This is a genomic window from Streptomyces sp. NPDC027672 (assembly GCF_055566335.1).
This window is the reverse complement of sequence record NZ_JBVHSO010000001.1, coordinates 106,767-125,168: the sequence shown is the minus strand read 5'-3', so window position 1 is coordinate 125,168 and position 18,402 is coordinate 106,767. Positions and strand designations below refer to the sequence as shown.

Below are 18,402 nucleotides of genomic sequence, written 5' to 3'. Positions count from 1 at the left end.
ACCGCCCCACCGGGCCTGGGCTACGCGCCCTCGCGGCGCAGCCGGAACCAGTAGAAGCCGTGCCCCGCGAGGGTGAGCAGGTACGGCAGTTCGCCGATGGCCGGGAACCGCACCCCGCCGAACAGCTCGACCGGATGCCGTCCGCCGAACCGGCTGAGGTCCAGCTCCGTGGGCTGGGCGAAGCGGGAGAAGTTGTGCACGCACAGCACGAGGTCGTCCTCGTACTCCCGCAGGAAGGCGAGGACCGCCGGGTTCGACGACGGCAGCTCGGTGTAGGAGCCGAGTCCGAAGGCGAGGTTCTGCTTGCGGATCTCGATCATGCGGCGGGTCCAGTGCAGCAGGCTGGACGGCGAGGACATGGAGGCCTCGACGTTGGTGACCTGGTAGCCGTGGACCGGATCCATGATGGTCGGCAGGAACAGGCGTCCCGGGTCGCAGGACGAGAATCCGGCGTTCCGGTCGGGTGTCCACTGCATCGGGGTGCGGACGGCGTCGCGGTCGCCGAGCCAGATGTTGTCGCCCATGCCGATCTCGTCGCCGTAGTACAGGATCGGCGAGCCGGGCAGGGACAGCAGCAGGGCCGTGAACAGCTCGATCTGGTTGCGGTCGTTGTCGAGCAGGGGTGCCAGGCGCCGGCGGATGCCGATGTTGGCGCGCATCCGCGGGTCCTTGGCGTACTCGGCCCACATGTAGTCGCGTTCCTCGTCGGTGACCATCTCCAGGGTCAGCTCGTCGTGGTTGCGCAGGAAGATGCCCCACTGGCAACTGGACGGGATCGCGGGCGTCTTGGCCAGGATCTCGGAGACCGGGTAGCGCGACTCGCGTCGTACGGCCATGAAGATGCGCGGCATCACGGGGAAGTGGAACGCCATGTGGCACTCGTCGCCGCCCGCGCTGTAGTCGCCGAAGTAGTCGACCACGTCCTCGGGCCACTGGTTGGCCTCGGCCAGCAGCACCTTGTCGGGGTACTGGGCGTCGATCTCCCGGCGGACCCGCTTGAGGAAGTCGTGGGTGGCGGGCAGGTTCTCGCAGTTGGTGCCCTCCTCCTGGTACAGGTACGGCACCGCGTCCAGCCGGAACCCGTCGATGCCGAGGTCCAGCCAGAACTTCAGCGCGGAGATCATCTCCTCCTGCACGGCCGGGTTCTCGTAGTTGAGGTCCGGCTGGTGCGAGAAGAAGCGGTGCCAGTAGTACTGCTTGCGTACCGGGTCGTACGTCCAGTTGGAGGCCTCGGTGTCGACGAAGATGATCCGCGCGTCCTGGAACTGCTTGTCGTCGTCGGCCCAGACGTAGTAGTCGCCGTACGGCCCGTCCGGATTCCGCCTCGACTCCTGGAACCACGGGTGCTGGTCGCTGGTGTGGTTCATCACGAAGTCGATGATCACGCGCATGCCGCGCTGGTGGGCGGCGTCCACGAACTCCACGAAGTCGGCGAGGTCGCCGAACTCGGGCAGGACGGCGGTGTAGTCCGAGACGTCGTATCCGCCGTCTCTGAGCGGTGACTTGAAGAACGGCGGCAGCCAGAGGCAGTCCACGCCGAGCCATTGCAGGTAGTCCAGCTTGGCGGTCAGGCCCTTCAGGTCGCCGACGCCGTCGCCGTTGCTGTCCTGGAAGGAGCGGACCAGGACCTCGTAGAAGACGGCTCGTTTGAACCAGTCGGGGTCCCGGTCCTTGGCGGGGGTGTCCTCGAAGGTGTCCTGAACCGGCTCGTTGACGATCATGTTGTGGGTGACCCTCCGGTCTGCGGGGTGGACGGTCGCAGGACGGTGAAGACGTGCGCGGGCGTGTGACCCGGTTCGAGGCGCACGTAGTTGGTCCTGCCCCAGTGGTAGGTCTCGCCGGTCAGCTCGTCGCGGACCGGCACCGACTCGTGCCAGTCCAGGCCGAGTTGCGGCATGTCCAACGAGACCGTGGCCTCCTGGGTGCTGTGCGGGTCGAGGTTGGCGACCACCAGGACCGTGTTCGGTCCGCTCCGCTTCGAGTAGGCGATCACCGCGTCCTGGTCGGCGTGGTGGAAGTGCAGGTTCCGCAGCCGGTGCAGGGCCGGGTTCTGCCGTCGGATGGTGTTGAGGCGGGTGAGCAGGGGGGCGAGGGTGCGGCCCTCGCGTGCGGCGGCTTCCCAGTCGCGGGGTTTGAGCTGGTACTTCTCCGAGTCGAGGTATTCCTCGGAGCCGTCCCTGAGCGGGGTGTTCTCGCACAGTTCGTAGCCGCTGTAGATGCCCCAGGAGGGGGAGAGGGTGGCGGCCAGGACGGCGCGGACCTCGAAGGCGGGCCGGCCGCCGTGCTGGAGGTAGGCGTGCAGGATGTCGGGGGTGCTGGGGAAGAAGTTCGGCCGCATGTAGGCCGCCGCCTCGCCCGACAGCTCGGTGAGGTACTCGGTCAGCTCTTCCTTGCCGGTGCGCCAGGTGAAGTAGGTGTAGGACTGCTGGAAGCCGATCTGGGCCAGGGTGTGCATCATCGCGGGCCGGGTGAAGGCCTCGGCGAGGAAGATGACGTCCGGGTCGGCGCTGTTGATCTCCCCGATGACGCGTTCCCAGAAGACGACGGGTTTGGTGTGCGGGTTGTCCACGCGGAAGATCCGCACGCCGTGGTCCATCCAGTGCCGCAGGATCCGGACCGTCTCGGCGACCAGGCCGTCCAGGTCGGCGTCGAAGGCGAGGGGGTAGATGTCCTGGTACTTCTTCGGCGGGTTCTCGGCGTAGGCGATCGTGCCGTCGGGGCGGTGGTGGAACCACTCGGGGTGTTTCTCCACCCAGGGGTGGTCGGGGGAGCACTGCAGGGCGAAGTCGAGCGCGATCTCCAGACCCTGCTTGTGTGCTTCGGCGACGAAGAAGTCGAAGTCGTCCAGGGTGCCCAGATCGGGGTGGACGGCGTCGTGGCCGCCTTCGGGGGAGCCGATGGCCCAGGGCACGCCGACGTCGTCGGGGCCGGCGGTCAGGGCGTTGTTGCGGCCCTTGCGGAAGGTGGTGCCGATGGGATGGATCGGCGGCAGGTAGACGACGTCGAAGCCCATCTCGGCGATCGGCCGCAGCCGGCGGGCGGCGGTGCGGAACGTGCCGTGCGGGCGCTCGGCGGTGCCCTCGGAGCGGGGGAAGAACTCGTACCACGAGCCGTACAGCGCGCGTTCGCGTTCCACCAGCAGCGGCATCGGATCGGACGCGGTGACCAGCTCCCGCAGCGGATGACGGGCCAGCACCGCCTCCACCCGCGGGGACAGGGCCTCCGCCAGGCGCCAGGCGGCCGGCCGGCCGGTGTCGCGCAGCGCCGCCACCGCGTCCAGGACCGGCTGCCGGTCCGCATCCGGGACCCCGGCGGCGGCCCGCTCGTACAGCAGCGCGCCCTCCGTCAGGACCAGCTCGCTGTCGATGCCGGCCGGGATCTTGATCCGGGCGTGGTGCCGCCAGGTGGCGAGCGGGTCCGACCACGCCTCCACCGTGTAGGTCCAGCGGCCGGGTTCGCCCGCCGTGACGGTCGCGCCCCAGCGGTCGGTGCCCGGCGCGAGTTCCCGCATCGGCGTCCAGGGGCCGGGCCGGCCCGCCGGGTCCCGCAGCACCACGTTGGCCGCGACGGCGTCATGGCCCTCCCGGAACACGGTGGCGGACACCTCGAAGGACTCGCCGGTCACGGCCTTGGCGGGCCGGCGGCCGTGCTGGACCACGGGGCGGACGTCGAGCACGGGGATGCGGCCCACCGCGGTGGCCGCCCGCGCGGTGGGCCGTTCCCCGGCGGCCGGCGAAGCGGCCGCGCCGGGGGGCGTTACTCCTTTCCTGCCCGTCGTCTTCTTTCCTGCTGCCTTGGTCTTGCCGGGTGTCGGGGGTGGTGACGAGTGGTGCCTGGCGGGCATGACCGCTCCTGTCCGCTTCAACGGTGGTGTGGGCGGAGGGTGTGGGGAGGTGGGTCCTGCGGTGGTGCAGTGGTGCGCGTGCGGGATGTGTACCGGAGGAGCCTTCCCACCCGGTTCGGGTGGGCAATCCGGCACTGTGTTAACTACTCACGCGTACGTCCCTCCACAAGACCCTCCTCCTTCCGGGTGCCCGGCGACCGGGTCTTGACGCACCCCGACACCCCAGGCCGGTACGTCCCCACCGACCGCGCGGTAACCACTACCGTCGAAGGCGACGACGAGACGCACGACCGGACCACGTGCGTCTCACCCCGTAACGCGTCCGAGGTGGAATGTGAAGGCGATCCGTCGGTTCACCGTCCGTCCCGTTCTCCCCGACCCCCTCCGGCCGCTGAGCGACCTGGCGCGCAACCTGCGCTGGTCCTGGCATGCGGAGACGCGCGACCTGTTCCAGTCCGTCGACCCCGAGGCGTGGGCCGCGGCCGGCGCCGACCCGGTGCGGCTGCTGGGCAGCGTGCGGCCCGACCGGCTGGCCGAACTGGCCGGTGACCGGAGGTTCCTGCGCCGGCTCACCGCCGTCGCCGACGACCTCGACGACTATCTCTCCGGCGACCGCTGGTACCAGGAACAGGCCGACGGCCTGCCCGGTGCCGTCGCCTATTTCTCCCCGGAGTTCGGCATCACGGCCGCGCTCCCGCAGTACTCCGGCGGCCTCGGTATCCTCGCCGGCGACCATCTGAAGGCGGCCAGCGACCTGGGGGTGCCGCTGATCGGCGTGGGACTGCTGTACCGGCACGGGTACTTCCGGCAGACCCTCTCCCGGGACGGCTGGCAGCAGGAGCACTACCCGGTGCTGGACCCCAACGAGCTGCCCCTCACCCAGCTCGAGGAGGCTGACGGCACCCTCGCCCAGGTCTCGCTGGCGCTGCCCGGCGGCAAGGCGCTGCACGCCCGGATCTGGCTGGCGCAGGTCGGCCGGGTGCCGCTGCTGCTGCTCGACTCGGACGTGGAGGAGAACGACCTCGGCGAACGCGGGGTCACCGACCGGCTCTACGGCGGCGGCAGCGAGCACCGGCTGCTCCAGGAGATGCTGCTCGGCATAGGGGGTGTGCGGGCGGTGCGGACGTACTGCCGGCTCACCGGGCACCCGGTGCCCGAGGTGTTCCACACCAACGAGGGCCACGCCGGGTTCCTCGGCCTGGAGCGGATCGCCGAACTGTGCGCGGAAGGGCTGGACTTCGACGCGGCGCTGGAGGCCGTGCGGTCCGGGACGGTGTTCACCACGCACACCCCGGTCCCGGCCGGCATCGACCGCTTCGACCGGGAGCTGATCGCCCGGCACTTCGCCCCGGACGCCGAACTGCCCGGCATCGACGTGCAGCGCGTGCTGGAACTGGGCCGGGAGACCTACCCGGGCGGTGAGCCGAACCTGTTCAACATGGCCGTGATGGGACTGCGGCTGGCCCAGCGCGCCAACGGCGTCTCACTGCTGCACGGCCAGGTCAGCCGGGAGATGTTCGCGGGGCTCTGGCCGGGATTCGACGCCGAGGAGGTGCCGATCACCTCCGTGACCAACGGGGTGCACGCGCCGACCTGGGTGGCGCCGGAGGTGCTGCGGCTCGGGGCCCGGCAGGTCGGCGCCCAGCGGGCCGAGGACGCGCTGACCGTCGGCGGCTCCGAGCGCTGGGACTCGGTCGCGGACATCCCGGACGAGGACGTCTGGGAGCTGCGCCGCACCCTGCGCGAGCGGCTGGTGCTGGAGGTGCGCGAGCGGCTGCGCGCGTCCTGGCGGCAACGCGGTGCCGGGGACGCCGAGTTGGGCTGGATCGAGGGCGTGCTCGATCCGGACGTGCTGACCATCGGGTTCGCGCGCCGGGTGCCGTCGTACAAGCGGCTGACGCTGATGCTGCGCGACCCCGACCGGCTGACCGAGCTGCTGCTGCACCCCGAGCACCCGGTGCAGATCGTGGTCGCGGGCAAGGCGCACCCGGCGGACGACGGCGGCAAGCGGCTGGTGCAGGAGCTGGTCCGGTTCACGGACGACCCGCGGGTCAGGCACCGGATCGTCTTCCTGCCCGACTACGGCATGGCGATGGCGCAGAAGCTCTACCCGGGCTGTGACGTCTGGCTGAACAACCCGCTGCGGCCGCTGGAGGCGTGCGGCACCAGCGGGATGAAGGCGGCGCTCAACGGCTGCCTCAACCTCTCCGTGCTGGACGGCTGGTGGGACGAGTGGTTCCGGCCGGACTTCGGCTGGGCCATCCCCACGGCCGACGGCGCCGGCACCGATCCCGACCGCCGGGACGACATCGAGGCGGCGGCCCTGTACGACCTGCTCGAACAGCGGATCGCGCCGCGTTTCTACGAGCGCGGGCGGGCCGGGCTGCCGGACCGCTGGATCGAGATGGTCCGCCAGACCCTGTCCCTGCTCGGCCCGAAGGTGCTGGCCGGCCGCATGGTCCGCGAGTACGTCGACCGGCTCTACGCGCCCGCCGCCCGCGCGCACCGGGCGCTGACCCCGGACACCGCCCGGGACCTGGCCGGGTGGAAGGCGCGGGTGCGGGCCGCCTGGCCGGCGGTGAGCGTCGACCACGTGGAGACGACCGGGACGACCGCGGCGACGGCCACGGCGGAGCTGGGCGCCACCGTGGGGCTGCGGGTCCGGGTGGCGCTCGGCGAACTGACCCCGGACGACGTGGAGGTGCAGGCGGTGTCCGGCCGGGTGGACGCGGAGGACCGCATCACCGACGCCACGGTGGTGCCGCTGAAACCGGCCGGCCCGCCCGACCTGGAGGGCCGCGTGCTGTACGAGGGCCCGCTCTCCCTGGACCGCACCGGCCCCTACGGCTACACGGTCCGCATCCTGCCCACCCACCGCCTGCTCGCCTCCCCGGCGGAGCCGGGTCTGGTCACGGTGCCGTCGCAGGAGGTGGTGGAGGGGGCGGGGATGGTGCTGCGGTGAGCCTCAGTCCTCGGACCCCCGGGTGGCCAGTTCCCTGAGCACCTTGCCGCACCGGCGGGCGTAGGCGTGCTGGAGGCCGCGGGTGGCCGGGCCGCCGGCCCGGGCGTACCACTTCGCCGCCTTGCTGAACGCGGCGACCGTGAGCCAGACGGTGCCGTCGCCGGTGCGGTCCACCACGAAGGCCTCCTCGCCGCACTCGGGGTGGCCTTCGAGGGTGCCGTAGGCCCAGCCGGCGCGGCGGGGTTCCTCCGCCGTCCAGATGATGCGGCAGGGGGCCTTGACGAGGCCGGCCAGGGTGACGGTGATGTCGACCCCGGGGGCCGCGCGGTCGGCGCCGGCGTCGATGCCGACGCCCAGGGCCCGGTGCATCTCCCAGGTCAGGACCGCCTCGGCGGCCCGCCGGAACACCGCCGCTCCCTCGCCGAGACGGGTGCGGACGAGCAGGGGGTGGAAGCCGGGCGGACAGAAGGCCAGGTCGTCGCGGGTCGCGCCGACCGGCTCGTAGGTGAAGGGCGCCGAGGACATGGGTCACAAGGGTAGGGCGGCACCCGGGACCGGTCGGTCCCGGGTGCCGCCCTCGGCCGGAAAGGGGTGCGACTAGCTGACGTTGACCGCCGACCAGGCCGCCGCCACCGCGTTGTACTCGGCGCTGGACGAGCCGTACAGCGCGGACGCCGCGTTCAGGGTCGCCGTGCGGGCGGCCTTGTAGTTGGTCGTCGACGTCATGTACGTGGTGAGCGCCTTGTACCAGATCTGCAGCGCCTTGGCGCGGCCGATGCCGGTGACCGTGGAGCCGTTGTACGTCGGCGAGTTGTAGGTCACACCGTTGATCGTCTTCGAACCGCTGCCCTCCGCCAGGAGGTAGAAGAAGTGGTTCGCGACGCCGGACGAGTAGTGCACGTCCTTGCCGCCGACGGAGGAGGACCAGTAGTCCGACGAGCCGCCGTCCTTGCTGGGCTTGTCCATGTAGCGCAGCGGGGTGCCGTCGCCGTTGATGTCGATCTTCTCGCCGATGAGGTAGTCACCGGGGTCGCTGGCGTTGTTCGCGTAGAACTCCACGCCGGTGCCGAAGATGTCGGAGGTGGCCTCGTTCAGGCCGCCGGACTCGCCGGAGTAGTTCAGGCCCGCGGTGTTCGAGGTGACGCCGTGGCTCATCTCGTGGCCGGCCACGTCCAGCGAGGTCAGCGGGTCCGCGTTGCCGGAGCCGTCGCCGTAGGTCATGCAGAAGCAGCTGTCGTCCCAGAACGCGTTGACGTACGCGTTGCCGTAGTGGACGCGGGAGTAGGCGCCGACACCGTTGTTCTTGATGCCGTTGCGGCCGAAGGTGTTCTTGTAGAAGTCCCAGGTCACGCCCGCGCCGTAGGCGGCGTCGGCGGCCGCGGTCTGGTCGGAGGAGGAGGTGGAGGCGGTACCGGTGCCGAAGACGTTGGTGGAGCTGGCCACCAGGGTGCCCGTGCCGGACGTCTTGCGGGCCAGGTTGTACGTCTTGTGGCTGCCCCGCGCGCTGTCGGTGAGCTGGTACGTCGAGCCCGACTGCACCGAGTTGAGGGTGACCGTGCCGGAGTACAGCGTCTTGCCGGTCGCGTTCTCGATGCCCTGGTACTCGTAGAGCTTCTTGCCGGTGGCCGCGTCGGTGATGACGTGCAGCTGGTTCGGGGTGCCGTCGTCCTGGAGGCCGCCGACGACGGTCTCGTAGGCGAGGACGGGCTTGCCGGAGCCGGCCCAGATGACCTTGCGGGCGCCGTCCGCGGTGGTCTTCGCGGAGCCGAGGGTCTTGGCGGCGGAGACCGCCTGCTGCCGGGCGTGGGCGACGCTGACCTGCGGCTTGAGCGAGGCCACCTTGACGGCCTGCTTGGTCGCCTTGGTGACGCCCTCGGTCTTGCCGGACTTGGCGGTGTGGACGATCAGGTCGCCGCCGAGCACCGGGAGGCCCGCGTAGGTGCGCTCGTAGCGGGTGTGGACGGTGCCGTCGACGTCCTTGACGACGTCCTTGACGACCAGCTTCTCCTTGGCGCCGAGGCCGATGCTCCGCGCGGTGTCGGCCGCGCCGGCCTGGGCCTTCTGTATCAGGGTGGTGCGGGCCGCGGCGGACAGCGTGGTCGGGGCGGCGGCCAGGGGCTTCGCCGCGGCGCCGGCCGGGGTCTGGGCGCTGGCGCTGGTGGTCACACCGGTGGCGAGGAGGGCTCCGGCGGCGACAGCGGTGGCGATGGCCAGCATGCTGCGCTTGTGACGCGTGTAGAGGGGGCTCACGCAAGCTCCTTCGTGGGGGAGTCCGGTCAGCGTGGGGTCACTGGCCGGAGTGTGTGGCGTGGGTGCTGCGGCGGGTGGAGAGAGAGTGACATCAGGGCCGCGTACATGTCATGACCCTGAAGTGATGTTGGCTGGAAATCGACGTTCAGGTGAATGTTTCACCGGGATGAACGGGCGTTGCCCGAAGGTGTCGAGCCCCCGGGCAGCGCCGTGATCACCGGCCTGACGAGGCGTTGCTTACGGGAACGTCAGCTTCCAGCCGTTGATCGTTCCCGTGTCGTAGGTGGCCTGATCCTGTACGCGCAGCTTCCAGGTGCCGTTGGCCGGTTCCGCCGAGGCGTTGACCGTGTAGGTCTCGGACACGTTGTCCGCCGAGTCCGAGGAGCTGGCGTTCTTCAGCCGGTAGGCGGTGCCCGAGGGGCCGACGAGGTCGATCACCAGGTCGCCCCGCCAGGTGTGCGCGATGTCCACGCCCACCTGGAGCGCGGCCGGCGCGTTCCCGGTCCGCCCGGAGACGGCGATGTCGGAGGTGACGGCCGGTCCGTTGTCCGGGATGGCCACCGGCGTGGTGCTCTCGTACGACGTGCCGCCGCCGCCCCCGCCACCGGAGCGGGAGCCGACCGCGATGCCCGCCCAGGCGTCCTGCACCGCCTTGTACTCCGCGCTCGTGGTGCCGTACAGCTCGCCGGCCGCCGCGAGGGTGCCGGTGCGGGCGCCCGCGTAGTTGGTGGTGGACGTCCACTTGGTGGTCAGGGCCCGGTACCAGATCTGCAGCGCCTTGTCCCGGCCGATGCCGGTGACCGGAAGCCCGTCCGCGGTGGGCGAGTTGTAGCTGACGCCGTTCACGACCTTGGCGCCGCTGCCCTCGCTCAGCAGGTAGAAGAAGTGGTTCGCCGGGCCCGACGAGTAGTGCACGTCGACGCCGCCGATGCCCGAGTACCAGTTGTCCTTGGACGCGCCGTCCTTGCTGGGCTTGTCCATGTAGCGCAGCGGGGTGCCGTTGCCGTTGATGTCGATCTTCTCGCCGACGAGGTAGTCACCGGGATCGGTGGTGTTGTTCGCGGAGAACTCCACACCCGCGGCCATGATGTCGCTGGTCGCCTCGTTCAGACCGCCGGACTCACCGCTGTAGTTGAGGTTCGCGGTGGCCGAGGTGACCCCGTGGCTCATCTCGTGGCCGGCCACGTCCAGCGAGGTCAGCGGCTTGGTGTTGCCGGTGCCGTCGCCGTAGGTCATGCAGAAGCAGCTGTCGTCCCAGAAGGCGTTGACGTACGCGTTGCCGTAGTGGACGCGGGAGTAGGCGCCGACGCCGTTGTTCTTGATGCCGGTGCGGCCGAAGGCGGACTTGTAGAAGTCCCAGGTGAGCGCCGCGCCGTAGTGGGCGTCCGCGCCCGCGGTGGCGGCGTTCGACGCGGTCCCGTTGCCCCAGGTGTCCGAGGCCTGCGAGAACAGGGTGCCGGTGCCGGAGGTGCCCCGGTTCAGGTTGTACGTCTTGTGGCCGCCGCGCGCCCCGTCGGTGAGCGTGTACGCCGAGCCCGACTGGGTCGTGGTCAGCGCGACCTGGCCGCTGTACTGGGTGTTGCCGGTGCCGGTCTCGATGCCCTGGTACTCGTGCAGCTTCTTGCCGGTGGCCGCGTCGGTGACGACGTGCAGCCGGTTCGGCGTGCCGTCCTCCTGGAGCCCGCCGACCACGGTCTCGTAGGCCAGCGCGGGCTTGCCGGTGGCCGCCCAGATCACCTTGCGGACGCTGTCCGCGGCCGTCCGGGTCCCGCCGAGCGCCTCCGCCCGCCGCACGGCCTGCCGCTCGGCCGCGGCCGCGGGGACGGCCGGGGTGAGCCCGGGGACCTTCAGCGTGGCGTTCGTGGCCCGGACCACCTCCATGGTCTTGCCGGACCGCGCGGTGGTCACGACCAGGTCGCCGCCGAGCACCGGCAGCCCCGCGTACGTCCGCTCGTACCGGGTGTGCAGCGTGCCGTCGCCGTCCTTGACCACGTCCTTGACGACCAGCTTCTCCTGGCCGCCCAGGCCGATCGCCCGGGCCGCGGCGGCCTTGCCGGCGTCGGCGTCCCGCATCAGCTCGGCCCGCTGCGAGGGGCTGAGCCGGAGCGCCGCGTGGGCGGAGCCGGTCTGCCCGGCCCGCGGCTGGGCCGGGGCGGCGGTGGCCGCGCCCGCCTGGACGGCGGCGGCGATCAGGGCGGTGACGCCCGCGAGGGCGACGACGGCGGTGCGGCGGTGCGCCGGGTGGCGCCGGGCTGCGTGGGGGGTGCGTCCGCGAGAGGAACTGCTTCTCAACACTGACTCCTTCTGCATGACCGCGGGTCGCGCGGCCAGGGGAGACCGGACGGTGGGTTCGGGCGTCCGGGCAGAACAGGGCGTTACGCGGAACCAGGTGCGCGCGCTCGACCGGCCCGCACAGGTGTGCGGAAGCTGTGGGGTCGCTGTGAGTCGGCCTGGGAAGAGTGGCAGGGGATCTCCCGGTCTGTCAGGACCGCGTCAGAAAGTTGGCCGGAAACGGTTCGTTGACCGGATGTTCGGGTTCGGTATGCGAACTGTTGGTATGCGACAGCCTGTTGAACGGGGTCCGGCCAAAACTCGGTGGGCGATGCGGGCGGCGGTCCGTACGCTCCGGACTGATGTCCACGACACCCGCGACCGCCGACCGTTCCGCCGACCGGTCCGCCGTCCGCACCCTGCTGCGGCTGTGGCCGTACGTCCGCCCCGTCCGCGCGCGGCTGTTCACCGCCGCGTTCGTCGCGATCGTCGCCTCCTGTACCGGACTGGTCATCCCGCTCGTGCTGAAGTGGCTGGTCGACGGGCCGGTCGCCGACCGGGACCCGGCGGGCATCCGGCTCGGCGCGCTGTACCTGCTCCTGCTCGGCCTCGCCGAGGCGGTCCTGTTCGGCGTCCGGCGCTGGCTCGTGGCCCGGCCGCTGTCGCACGTGGAGGCGGAGATGCGGGCCGCCCTCTACCGCCGGCTGCAGCGCCTGCCGGTCGCCTTCCACGACCGCTGGGCCTCCGGGCAACTGCTCTCGCGCGCCACCACCGACCTGATGCTGCTGCGCATGTTCCTCGCCTTCCCGCTGACCTTCCTGCTGGTCAACGCGGTGACGATCCTCGTCGGCCTGGTCATCATGCTGATGCAGGACTGGCTGCTGGGACTGGTCGTCCTCGGGCCCGCCCTGCCCGTGCTGTGGACCTGCGTGGTCTTCGAGGGGCGGTACGCGCGGGTGGCGCGGCGCGCCCAGGACCAGGTCGGGGACCTGACGACGGTGGTCGAGGAGAGTGTGCTCGGCATCCGGGTCGTCAAGGGCTTCGGCCGCCACCGCAGCCAGGAGCGCGCGTTCCGCGCGCTGTCGGCCCGGCTCCGCGGCACCGAACTGCGCAAGGCGCGGCTGCTGGCCGTCATCTGGGGCGTCATCGTGGGCCTGCCCGAGATCGCGATCGGGGCGGCGCTGGTGCTGGGCACGGTCCGGGTGGCCGACGGCGGCCTGTCCGCGGGCACGCTGGTCGCCTTCCTCAGCACCGCGCTCGCGCTGCGCTGGCCGGTCGACTCCATCGGGTTCCTGCTGGCGATGAGCCAGGAGGCGGCGACCGCCACGGAACGCTACTTCGAGGTGATGGACGAACCCCCGGAGGACACGACGGCCCTGACGCCGGCGGCCCCGGCCCCGGCGGACCAGGCGGCCCCGGCGGATCAGGGCCCGGCCCCGGCGGCCCCGGCCACGGCGGGAGGCGGGGGCGGCAAGGGGCTGCGGTTCGAGGGTGTCTCGTTCCGGTACCCCGACGCGCCCGCCGGCTCGCCGCCCCTCCTCGCCCGGATCGACCTGCACATCCGCCCCGGCGAGTCCATGGCCCTGGTCGGCGCCACCGGCAGCGGCAAGACCACCCTCACCGCCCTCGTCCCCCGGCTGTACGAGGTCACCTCCGGCCGGATCACGCTCGACGGCGTGGACATCCGGGCGATGTCCCGCGCGGAGCTGCGCACCCGGGTCGCCGTGGCCTTCGAGGAACCCACGCTCTTCTCCGCCGGTGTCGGCGAGAACGTGCTCATGGGCGCGCCCGAAGGCGCCGGGAAGGAGGAGCTGGACCGGGCCCTCGCCATCGCCCAGGCCGGCTTCGCGCACGCCCTCCCGCACGGCACCGACACCCGCGTGGGCGAGCAGGGCCTCAGCCTCTCCGGCGGCCAGCGCCAGCGTCTCGCGCTGGCCCGCGCGGTGGTCGGCCGGCCCGCCTTCCTGGTGCTGGACGACCCGCTGTCCGCCCTGGACGTGCACACGGAGGCCGCCGTGGAGGCGGCGCTGCGGCAGGTCCTCGCCGACACCACCGCGCTGATCGTGGCGCACCGCCCGTCCACGGTGCTGCTCGCCGACCGGGTCGCCCTGCTGTCGGGCGGCCGGATCGCGGCCGTCGGCACCCACCAGCGGCTGCTGCGCGAGAACGCCGAGTACGCCCATCTGATGTCCGGGGAAGAGGAGGACTCCCGTTGACCAGTACGACCGCCTCCACTCCCGCGGTGTCCGACGACGACGGACCCGGCCGCTCCCGGCAGCCGGACGGCCCGGTCGGCACCGGCGGTCCGGACGGCACGGGTGGCCCGGACGGCACCGGCGGCGCGGACGACTCCTTCGAGCAGGACGTCCTGCCCGCGCCGCCCGGCGCCACCGCCGCCCTGCTGCGCTCGCTGCTCGCGCCCATGAAGGCCCGGGTCGCGCTCACCTCCGTCCTGCTGCTGGTCCAGCAGGCGGCGGCGCAGGCCGGCCCGCTGCTGGTGGCCTACGCCATCGACACCGCCGTACCCGCGGTCCGGGACGACCGGCACGGCCCGCTGATCGCGGTCGCCGTCGGCTACCTGCTGTGCGCCCTCGCCTCCGGCGGGCTCCAGTCCGCCTTCGTCGAGACCTCCGCGCGGGTCAGCCAGGACGTGCTGCTGGACCTGCGGGGCCGGATCTTCCGCCACGCGCAGGCGCTGAGCATCGACTTCCACGAGCGGTACACCTCCGGGCGGCTGATCTCCCGGTCCACCACGGACGTCGAGTCGCTGCGCGAACTCCTCGACGACGGGCTCCACGAACTGGTGTCCGTCATCCTGTCCTTCGTCTACATCTCGGCCATGCTGCTCTGGCTGGACCCCGGCCTCGGCGGGCTCGCGGTCGCCTCCCTCGTCCCGCTGTACCTGCTCGTCCGGCTCTACCAGCGGCGCGCGGGACGGGTGTACGGGGTGCGGTCCACGGCGATCGCCGCGGTGATCGTGAAGTTCGTGGAGACGGTGAACGGCATCCGGCCGGTGCGCGCCTTCCGCCGGGAGGCCGCCAACGACGCCGGTTTCGCGGTGCTCAACACCCGCCACGAACGCAGCAACGGCGACGCGCTGCTGGAGATGGCCCGCTATGTGACCGGCTCCCGGCTGGTGGCCAACACGGCGGTCGCGGCGATCGTGCTCTGGGGCGCCCACCGGGTGGCGGACGGCTCGCTGGAGCTGGGCGTGCTGGCGGCGGCGGTGCTGTATCTGCGCCGGCTGTACGACCCGATCGACCGGCTCGGCATGTTCCTGAACTCCTACCAGTCGGCCGCCGCCTCCCTGGAGAAGATCGCCGGGCTGCTGGCCCAGGAGCCGTCCGTGCCGGAACCGGCCGTCCCGCGCGGACTCCCGCCCGCCCGGCCCGGCTTCCCCGGCCGCGAGGTCGTCTTCGACGGCGTCCGGTTCGGCTACCGCACCGGCGGCGAGGTGCTGCCCCGCTTCGACCTCACGCTGCCCGCCGGACAGACGGTCGCGGTCGTCGGCTCCACCGGCGCGGGCAAGTCCACCCTGGCCAAGCTGCTCGCCCGGTTCTACGACCCCTCCGCCGGGCGCGTGCTGCTCGACGGCGTGGACCTGCGCGAGCTGTCGACGCCCGAACTGCGGCGCGGGGTCGTCATGGTGACGCAGGAGGCGTTCCTGTTCTCCGGCACGGTCGCCGACAACATCGCCATCGGCCGGCCCGACGCCACCCGGGAGGAGATCGAGCGGGCCGCGAAGGCGATCGGCGCGCACGAGTTCATCAGCGCGCTGCCCGACGGCTACGACACCGACGTACGCAAGCGCGGCGGCCGCGTCTCCGCCGGGCAGCGCCAGCTTGTCGCGTTCGCCCGGGCCCTGCTCGCCGACCCGGCGGTGCTGATCCTGGACGAGGCGACCAGCTCGCTGGACGTGCCGGGCGAGCGGGCGGTGCAGCGGGCGATGTCGACGGTGCTGCGGGGCCGCACCGCCGTGGTGATCGCCCACCGGCTGTCCACGGTGGAGATCGCGGACCGGGTGCTGGTGATGGAGCACGGCCGCGTCGTCGAGGACGGCCGCCCGGCCGACCTCATCGCCGCGACCGGCCGGTTCGCGGACCTCCACCAGGCGTGGCGGGACAGCCTGGCCTGACCGCCCGGCCGCCTTATCCTCCGGCCCTATCCCGGGTACGGCAGCAGGCCGCTCGCGATCTTCTCCCAGGCCGCCTTCAGCTCGGCCAGCAGTTCGGGCCGGTCCTGGGCGAGGTCGGCCTGTTCGCGCAGGTCGGCGGCGAGGTGGTAGAGGTGGTCGGTGCCGGCGGCGTCCTGGTAGTACTTCCAGCCGCCGCGGCGCAGCGCCCGGTTGGCCCGCACCCGCCAGAACAGGTCGCGTTCGGGGAGCCGTTCGCCGCGCAGCAGGTAGCCGGCGAGGCTGGTGCCGTCCAGCGGGTAGGCGGGGTCGGGGCGGGCGCCGCCGAGTTCCAGCAGGGTCGCGGTCCAGTCGGGGGAGAAGTTCGGTTCGTGGCTGACCTGGCGGCCGTCGATCCGGGCCGGCCAGCGCACCAGGGTGGGCACCCGGATGCCGCCCTCCTGGAGGACGAACTTCTCGCCGCTCAGCGGCCACTGGTAGGACCAGCGCTCGCCGCCGTTGTCGCTGGCGAACAGCACCAGGGTGTTCTCCTCCTGCCCGGAGCGGCGCAGCGCGTCCAGCACCTCCCCGACGGCCGCGTCCAGGCTCTGCACCATCTCGGTGTACTTGGCGACCGAGCCGCCGTCGTAGTGGTTGAGGGCCGCGGTGACCTGCGCGGGTGTGCGCGCGGCGCGGATCCTGTCGGCGATCTCGGCGCCGGTCTCCTCGTCGCCCTCGGCGAGCCAGGGCCAGTGCGGGGTGGTGAAGTTGAGGTTGAGCAGCCAGGGCCGGGTGTGCTTGCGACCGACGTACTCCACGGCCCGCTCGGTCAGCACGGTCGTGTAGTAGCGCAGGTCGCGGTACTCGGCGTCGCCCTCGTACAGGTCGTAGGTGCCGAGCTGGCCCAGCTTGGAGAAGTACTCCAGCACACCGCCGAAGTTGCCGAAGAACTCGTCCCAGCCGGACTTGGTGGGGCTGTAGTCGGGCAGCCAGCCGCAGTGCCACTTGCCGATGAGGGCCGTGTCGTAGCCGGACTTCTTCAGCAGCGAGGCGAGGGTCGGGTGGCTCGGGTCCAGGCCCTGGGAGGTGTTCGCCACGGGCTCGGCGAGGCCGCCCTTGGTACGGCCCGGGTAGCGGCCGGTGTAGAGGCTGAACCGGGTCGGCGAGCAGGTCGCCGAGCCGGAGTAGGCGTCGGTGAACCGCACGCCCTGCCGGGCCAGCCGGTCCAGGTTCGGCGTCTTGATGTGCGGTGCGCCGTAGGAGGAGAGGTCGGCCCAGCCGAGGTCGTCACCGAGGATGACCAGGAAGTTGGGGCGGCGGCCCGGGGAGGCGCCGGTGCGGGCCCGGAAGGGCTGTTCGGCGGGGGCGGCCTGGGCGGCGGTCGCGGGGCCGGCGACGGTGGAGACCGCGCCGCCGCCGAGCAGACCGCCGAACGTGCGGCGGGATATGTCGGACATGCGAGATCCTCGAAACGGCCGTGTCCCGGGGCGGGGCACGGCGAGGTGAAGGAGGGGAGAAGAGGCAGCAGAGGCAGCAGAGCAGAGGGAGCGGGGGCGCGGCTCAGCGACACAGGGCGCTGGACTGCCGGCACAGATCCACGTGCCGCCGCGCCACGAGCGCGAGGTGCGCGCGTGCGTGTTCCGTGGCAGGCCTCATGATCACAGGACGGTGCCAGCCGGCCGTGCGCGCCGTCAAGACGCTGTCCGCCAGGCGGGATCACGGCACGCCCAGTTCGAACAGGGCGTAGCCGGCGTACGAGCCGGAGGCCAGGGCCGCGATGCCCAGCAGGGTGCACTGCACCGGCAGGCTCAGCCGGCGCATGGCGACCGCGAGCGGCAGGAACAGCGGGAAGCACGGCAGCAGATAGCGGGAGATGTTGGCGACGATCTGCTGGCTGCCGAGGACCAGGGCGAGCGTGAGGACGGTGTACAGCACCAGCACGGCCGGCGGGCGCAGCCGCAGCAGCAGCGGCAGCAGCGCGCAGGCGAGCAGGATGACCCCGACCGAGATGACGTCCGCGAAGGGGTAGGCGAAGAGGTAGTCGAACTTGCCCACGGGCACGGACGTCAGCACGTCCAGGGTCTGTGCGCCGTAGTCGAAGCTGTGCGCCCAGGCCCCCGACTGGAGCTTGAAGTAGCCGCCCGGGTCGCCCATGCGGTCGCCGACCCAGAGCAGGTAGCCGAGCAGTCCGAGCGGTGCGATCGCCATGGCCAGCACCGGGCGCAGCACCCCGTCCTCGCGGCGGCGCAGGGCGAGCAGCGCGGCCACGGCGAGCGCGGCGATCAGCGCGCCGGCCGTGGGCCGGTTGAGGCCGGCCGCGAAGGCGAGCACCCCGGCGGTGAGCCAGCGGCGGGTCAGGACGGCGTGGCAGGCCCAGGCGGCCAGGGCCACGTAGAGCGAGTCGGAGTAGACCGCCCACTCCACGCCCGAGCCCGGCCACACCGCCCACAGCCCGGCCGCCGCGAACCCGGCCCGCCGGCCGCCGAACCGCTCGGCGACGGCGTAGACGCCCAGGGCGGCGGCGAAGGAGGCGACGACCGAGACCAGCAGCCCGGCGCCGTACGAGCCGAGGCCGGTGACCGCCGAGGCTAGCCGGATCAGGGCCGGGTAGAGCGGGAAGAACGCCGCCGAGTTGCCCTCCAGCGTGATCAGGCCGGTGGCGCCCGGGACCGGGACCAGCTTCGGGTCGTAGCCGTGCAGCGCGATCTGCTGGTACCACCAGCCGTCCCAGGTGGCCAGCACGTCCCAGGCGTGCGCGCCGCCGCCGAACCGCGGGTGCTTGGCGCGGTAGTCCCCGGTGGCGGACAGCAGGTACATGAAGGAGCAGAAGCCGGCCAGTTTCAGCGTGCCGAACACGGCGAGGACCGGTCCGTGCCGGCGGGCGGCGGCCCGTGCCCGGGAGCCGGGCGCGGGCGGGGCGGCCGGGGGCCGTATGCCGGGCAGTGTCGCGGTCACCGGACCACC

Annotated in this window: 11 protein-coding genes; 3 read left to right on the top strand and 8 right to left on the bottom strand. The window is 72.1% G+C overall.

From position 1 onward, the window contains the following. Positions 1-20: 20 nt before the first annotated feature. Together treS and ACZ4SV_RS00540 are read right to left on the bottom strand one after the other, a co-directional pair. Entirely contained in the window at positions 21-1,721 is a 1,701-nt protein-coding gene (treS, locus tag ACZ4SV_RS00545; RefSeq protein WP_468000360.1) for a maltose alpha-D-glucosyltransferase, read from the bottom strand. Further along, positions 1,718-3,844 carry an alpha-1,4-glucan--maltose-1-phosphate maltosyltransferase gene (locus tag ACZ4SV_RS00540; RefSeq protein ID WP_468000358.1) on the bottom strand — a complete coding sequence of 709 codons (2,127 nt, stop codon included), beginning with the start codon at positions 3,842-3,844 and terminating at the stop codon, positions 1,718-1,720. Before ACZ4SV_RS00540 ends, treS begins: the two co-directional genes overlap by 4 nt. A gap of 334 nt (positions 3,845-4,178) precedes the next feature. On the opposite strand from ACZ4SV_RS00540, the gene ACZ4SV_RS00535 reads away from it, so the two are divergent. Then, positions 4,179-6,806, top strand: coding sequence for a glycosyltransferase family 1 protein (locus ACZ4SV_RS00535; RefSeq protein WP_365874635.1), 2,628 nt, complete (start codon positions 4,179-4,181; stop codon positions 6,804-6,806). Positions 6,807-6,809: 3 nt separating this feature from the next. Here the strand turns inward: ACZ4SV_RS00535 and ACZ4SV_RS00530 are convergent, their stop codons facing one another. From ACZ4SV_RS00530 to ACZ4SV_RS00520, 3 genes are all read right to left on the bottom strand, one after another. After that, positions 6,810-7,331 carry a DUF1990 domain-containing protein gene (locus tag ACZ4SV_RS00530; protein ID WP_468000355.1) on the bottom strand — a complete coding sequence of 174 codons (522 nt, stop codon included), beginning with the start codon at positions 7,329-7,331 and terminating at the stop codon, positions 6,810-6,812. 72 nt (positions 7,332-7,403) lie between these two features. Then, the gene (locus ACZ4SV_RS00525; RefSeq protein ID WP_468000353.1) at positions 7,404-9,056 is read right to left on the bottom strand and encodes a M4 family metallopeptidase; all 1,653 of its coding nucleotides are present in this window, start codon (positions 9,054-9,056) and stop codon (positions 7,404-7,406) included. A 237-nt stretch (positions 9,057-9,293) separates the two neighbouring features. Then, on the bottom strand, positions 9,294-11,348 hold the full coding sequence (locus ACZ4SV_RS00520) for a M4 family metallopeptidase (RefSeq protein ID WP_468000351.1): 2,055 nt from the start codon (positions 11,346-11,348) through the stop codon (positions 9,294-9,296). Between the two features lie 341 nt (positions 11,349-11,689). Here ACZ4SV_RS00520 and ACZ4SV_RS00515 point away from each other — a divergent pair, with 341 nt between their 5' ends. Further along, on the top strand, positions 11,690-13,543 hold the full coding sequence (locus ACZ4SV_RS00515) for an ABC transporter ATP-binding protein (protein ID WP_468000349.1): 1,854 nt from the start codon (positions 11,690-11,692) through the stop codon (positions 13,541-13,543). Next, positions 13,540-15,462, top strand: a complete 1,923-nt coding sequence (locus tag ACZ4SV_RS00510; RefSeq protein WP_468000347.1) for an ABC transporter ATP-binding protein — start codon at positions 13,540-13,542, stop codon at positions 15,460-15,462. The genes ACZ4SV_RS00515 and ACZ4SV_RS00510 overlap by 4 nt, the downstream gene beginning before the upstream one ends. A gap of 26 nt (positions 15,463-15,488) precedes the next feature. Here ACZ4SV_RS00510 and ACZ4SV_RS00505 read toward each other — a convergent pair whose 3' ends face one another. From ACZ4SV_RS00505 to ACZ4SV_RS00495, 3 genes are all read right to left on the bottom strand, one after another. Continuing rightward, complete coding sequence (locus tag ACZ4SV_RS00505) at positions 15,489-16,895, bottom strand: sulfatase family protein (protein WP_468000345.1); 1,407 nt, start codon at positions 16,893-16,895, stop codon at positions 15,489-15,491. 103 nt (positions 16,896-16,998) lie between these two features. Further along, entirely contained in the window at positions 16,999-17,094 is a 96-nt protein-coding gene (locus ACZ4SV_RS00500) for a putative leader peptide (protein ID WP_365874649.1), read from the bottom strand. A gap of 60 nt (positions 17,095-17,154) precedes the next feature. Then, the gene (locus ACZ4SV_RS00495) at positions 17,155-18,393 is read right to left on the bottom strand and encodes a glycosyltransferase family 39 protein (RefSeq protein ID WP_365874651.1); all 1,239 of its coding nucleotides are present in this window, start codon (positions 18,391-18,393) and stop codon (positions 17,155-17,157) included. Positions 18,394-18,402 lie beyond the last annotated feature (9 nt).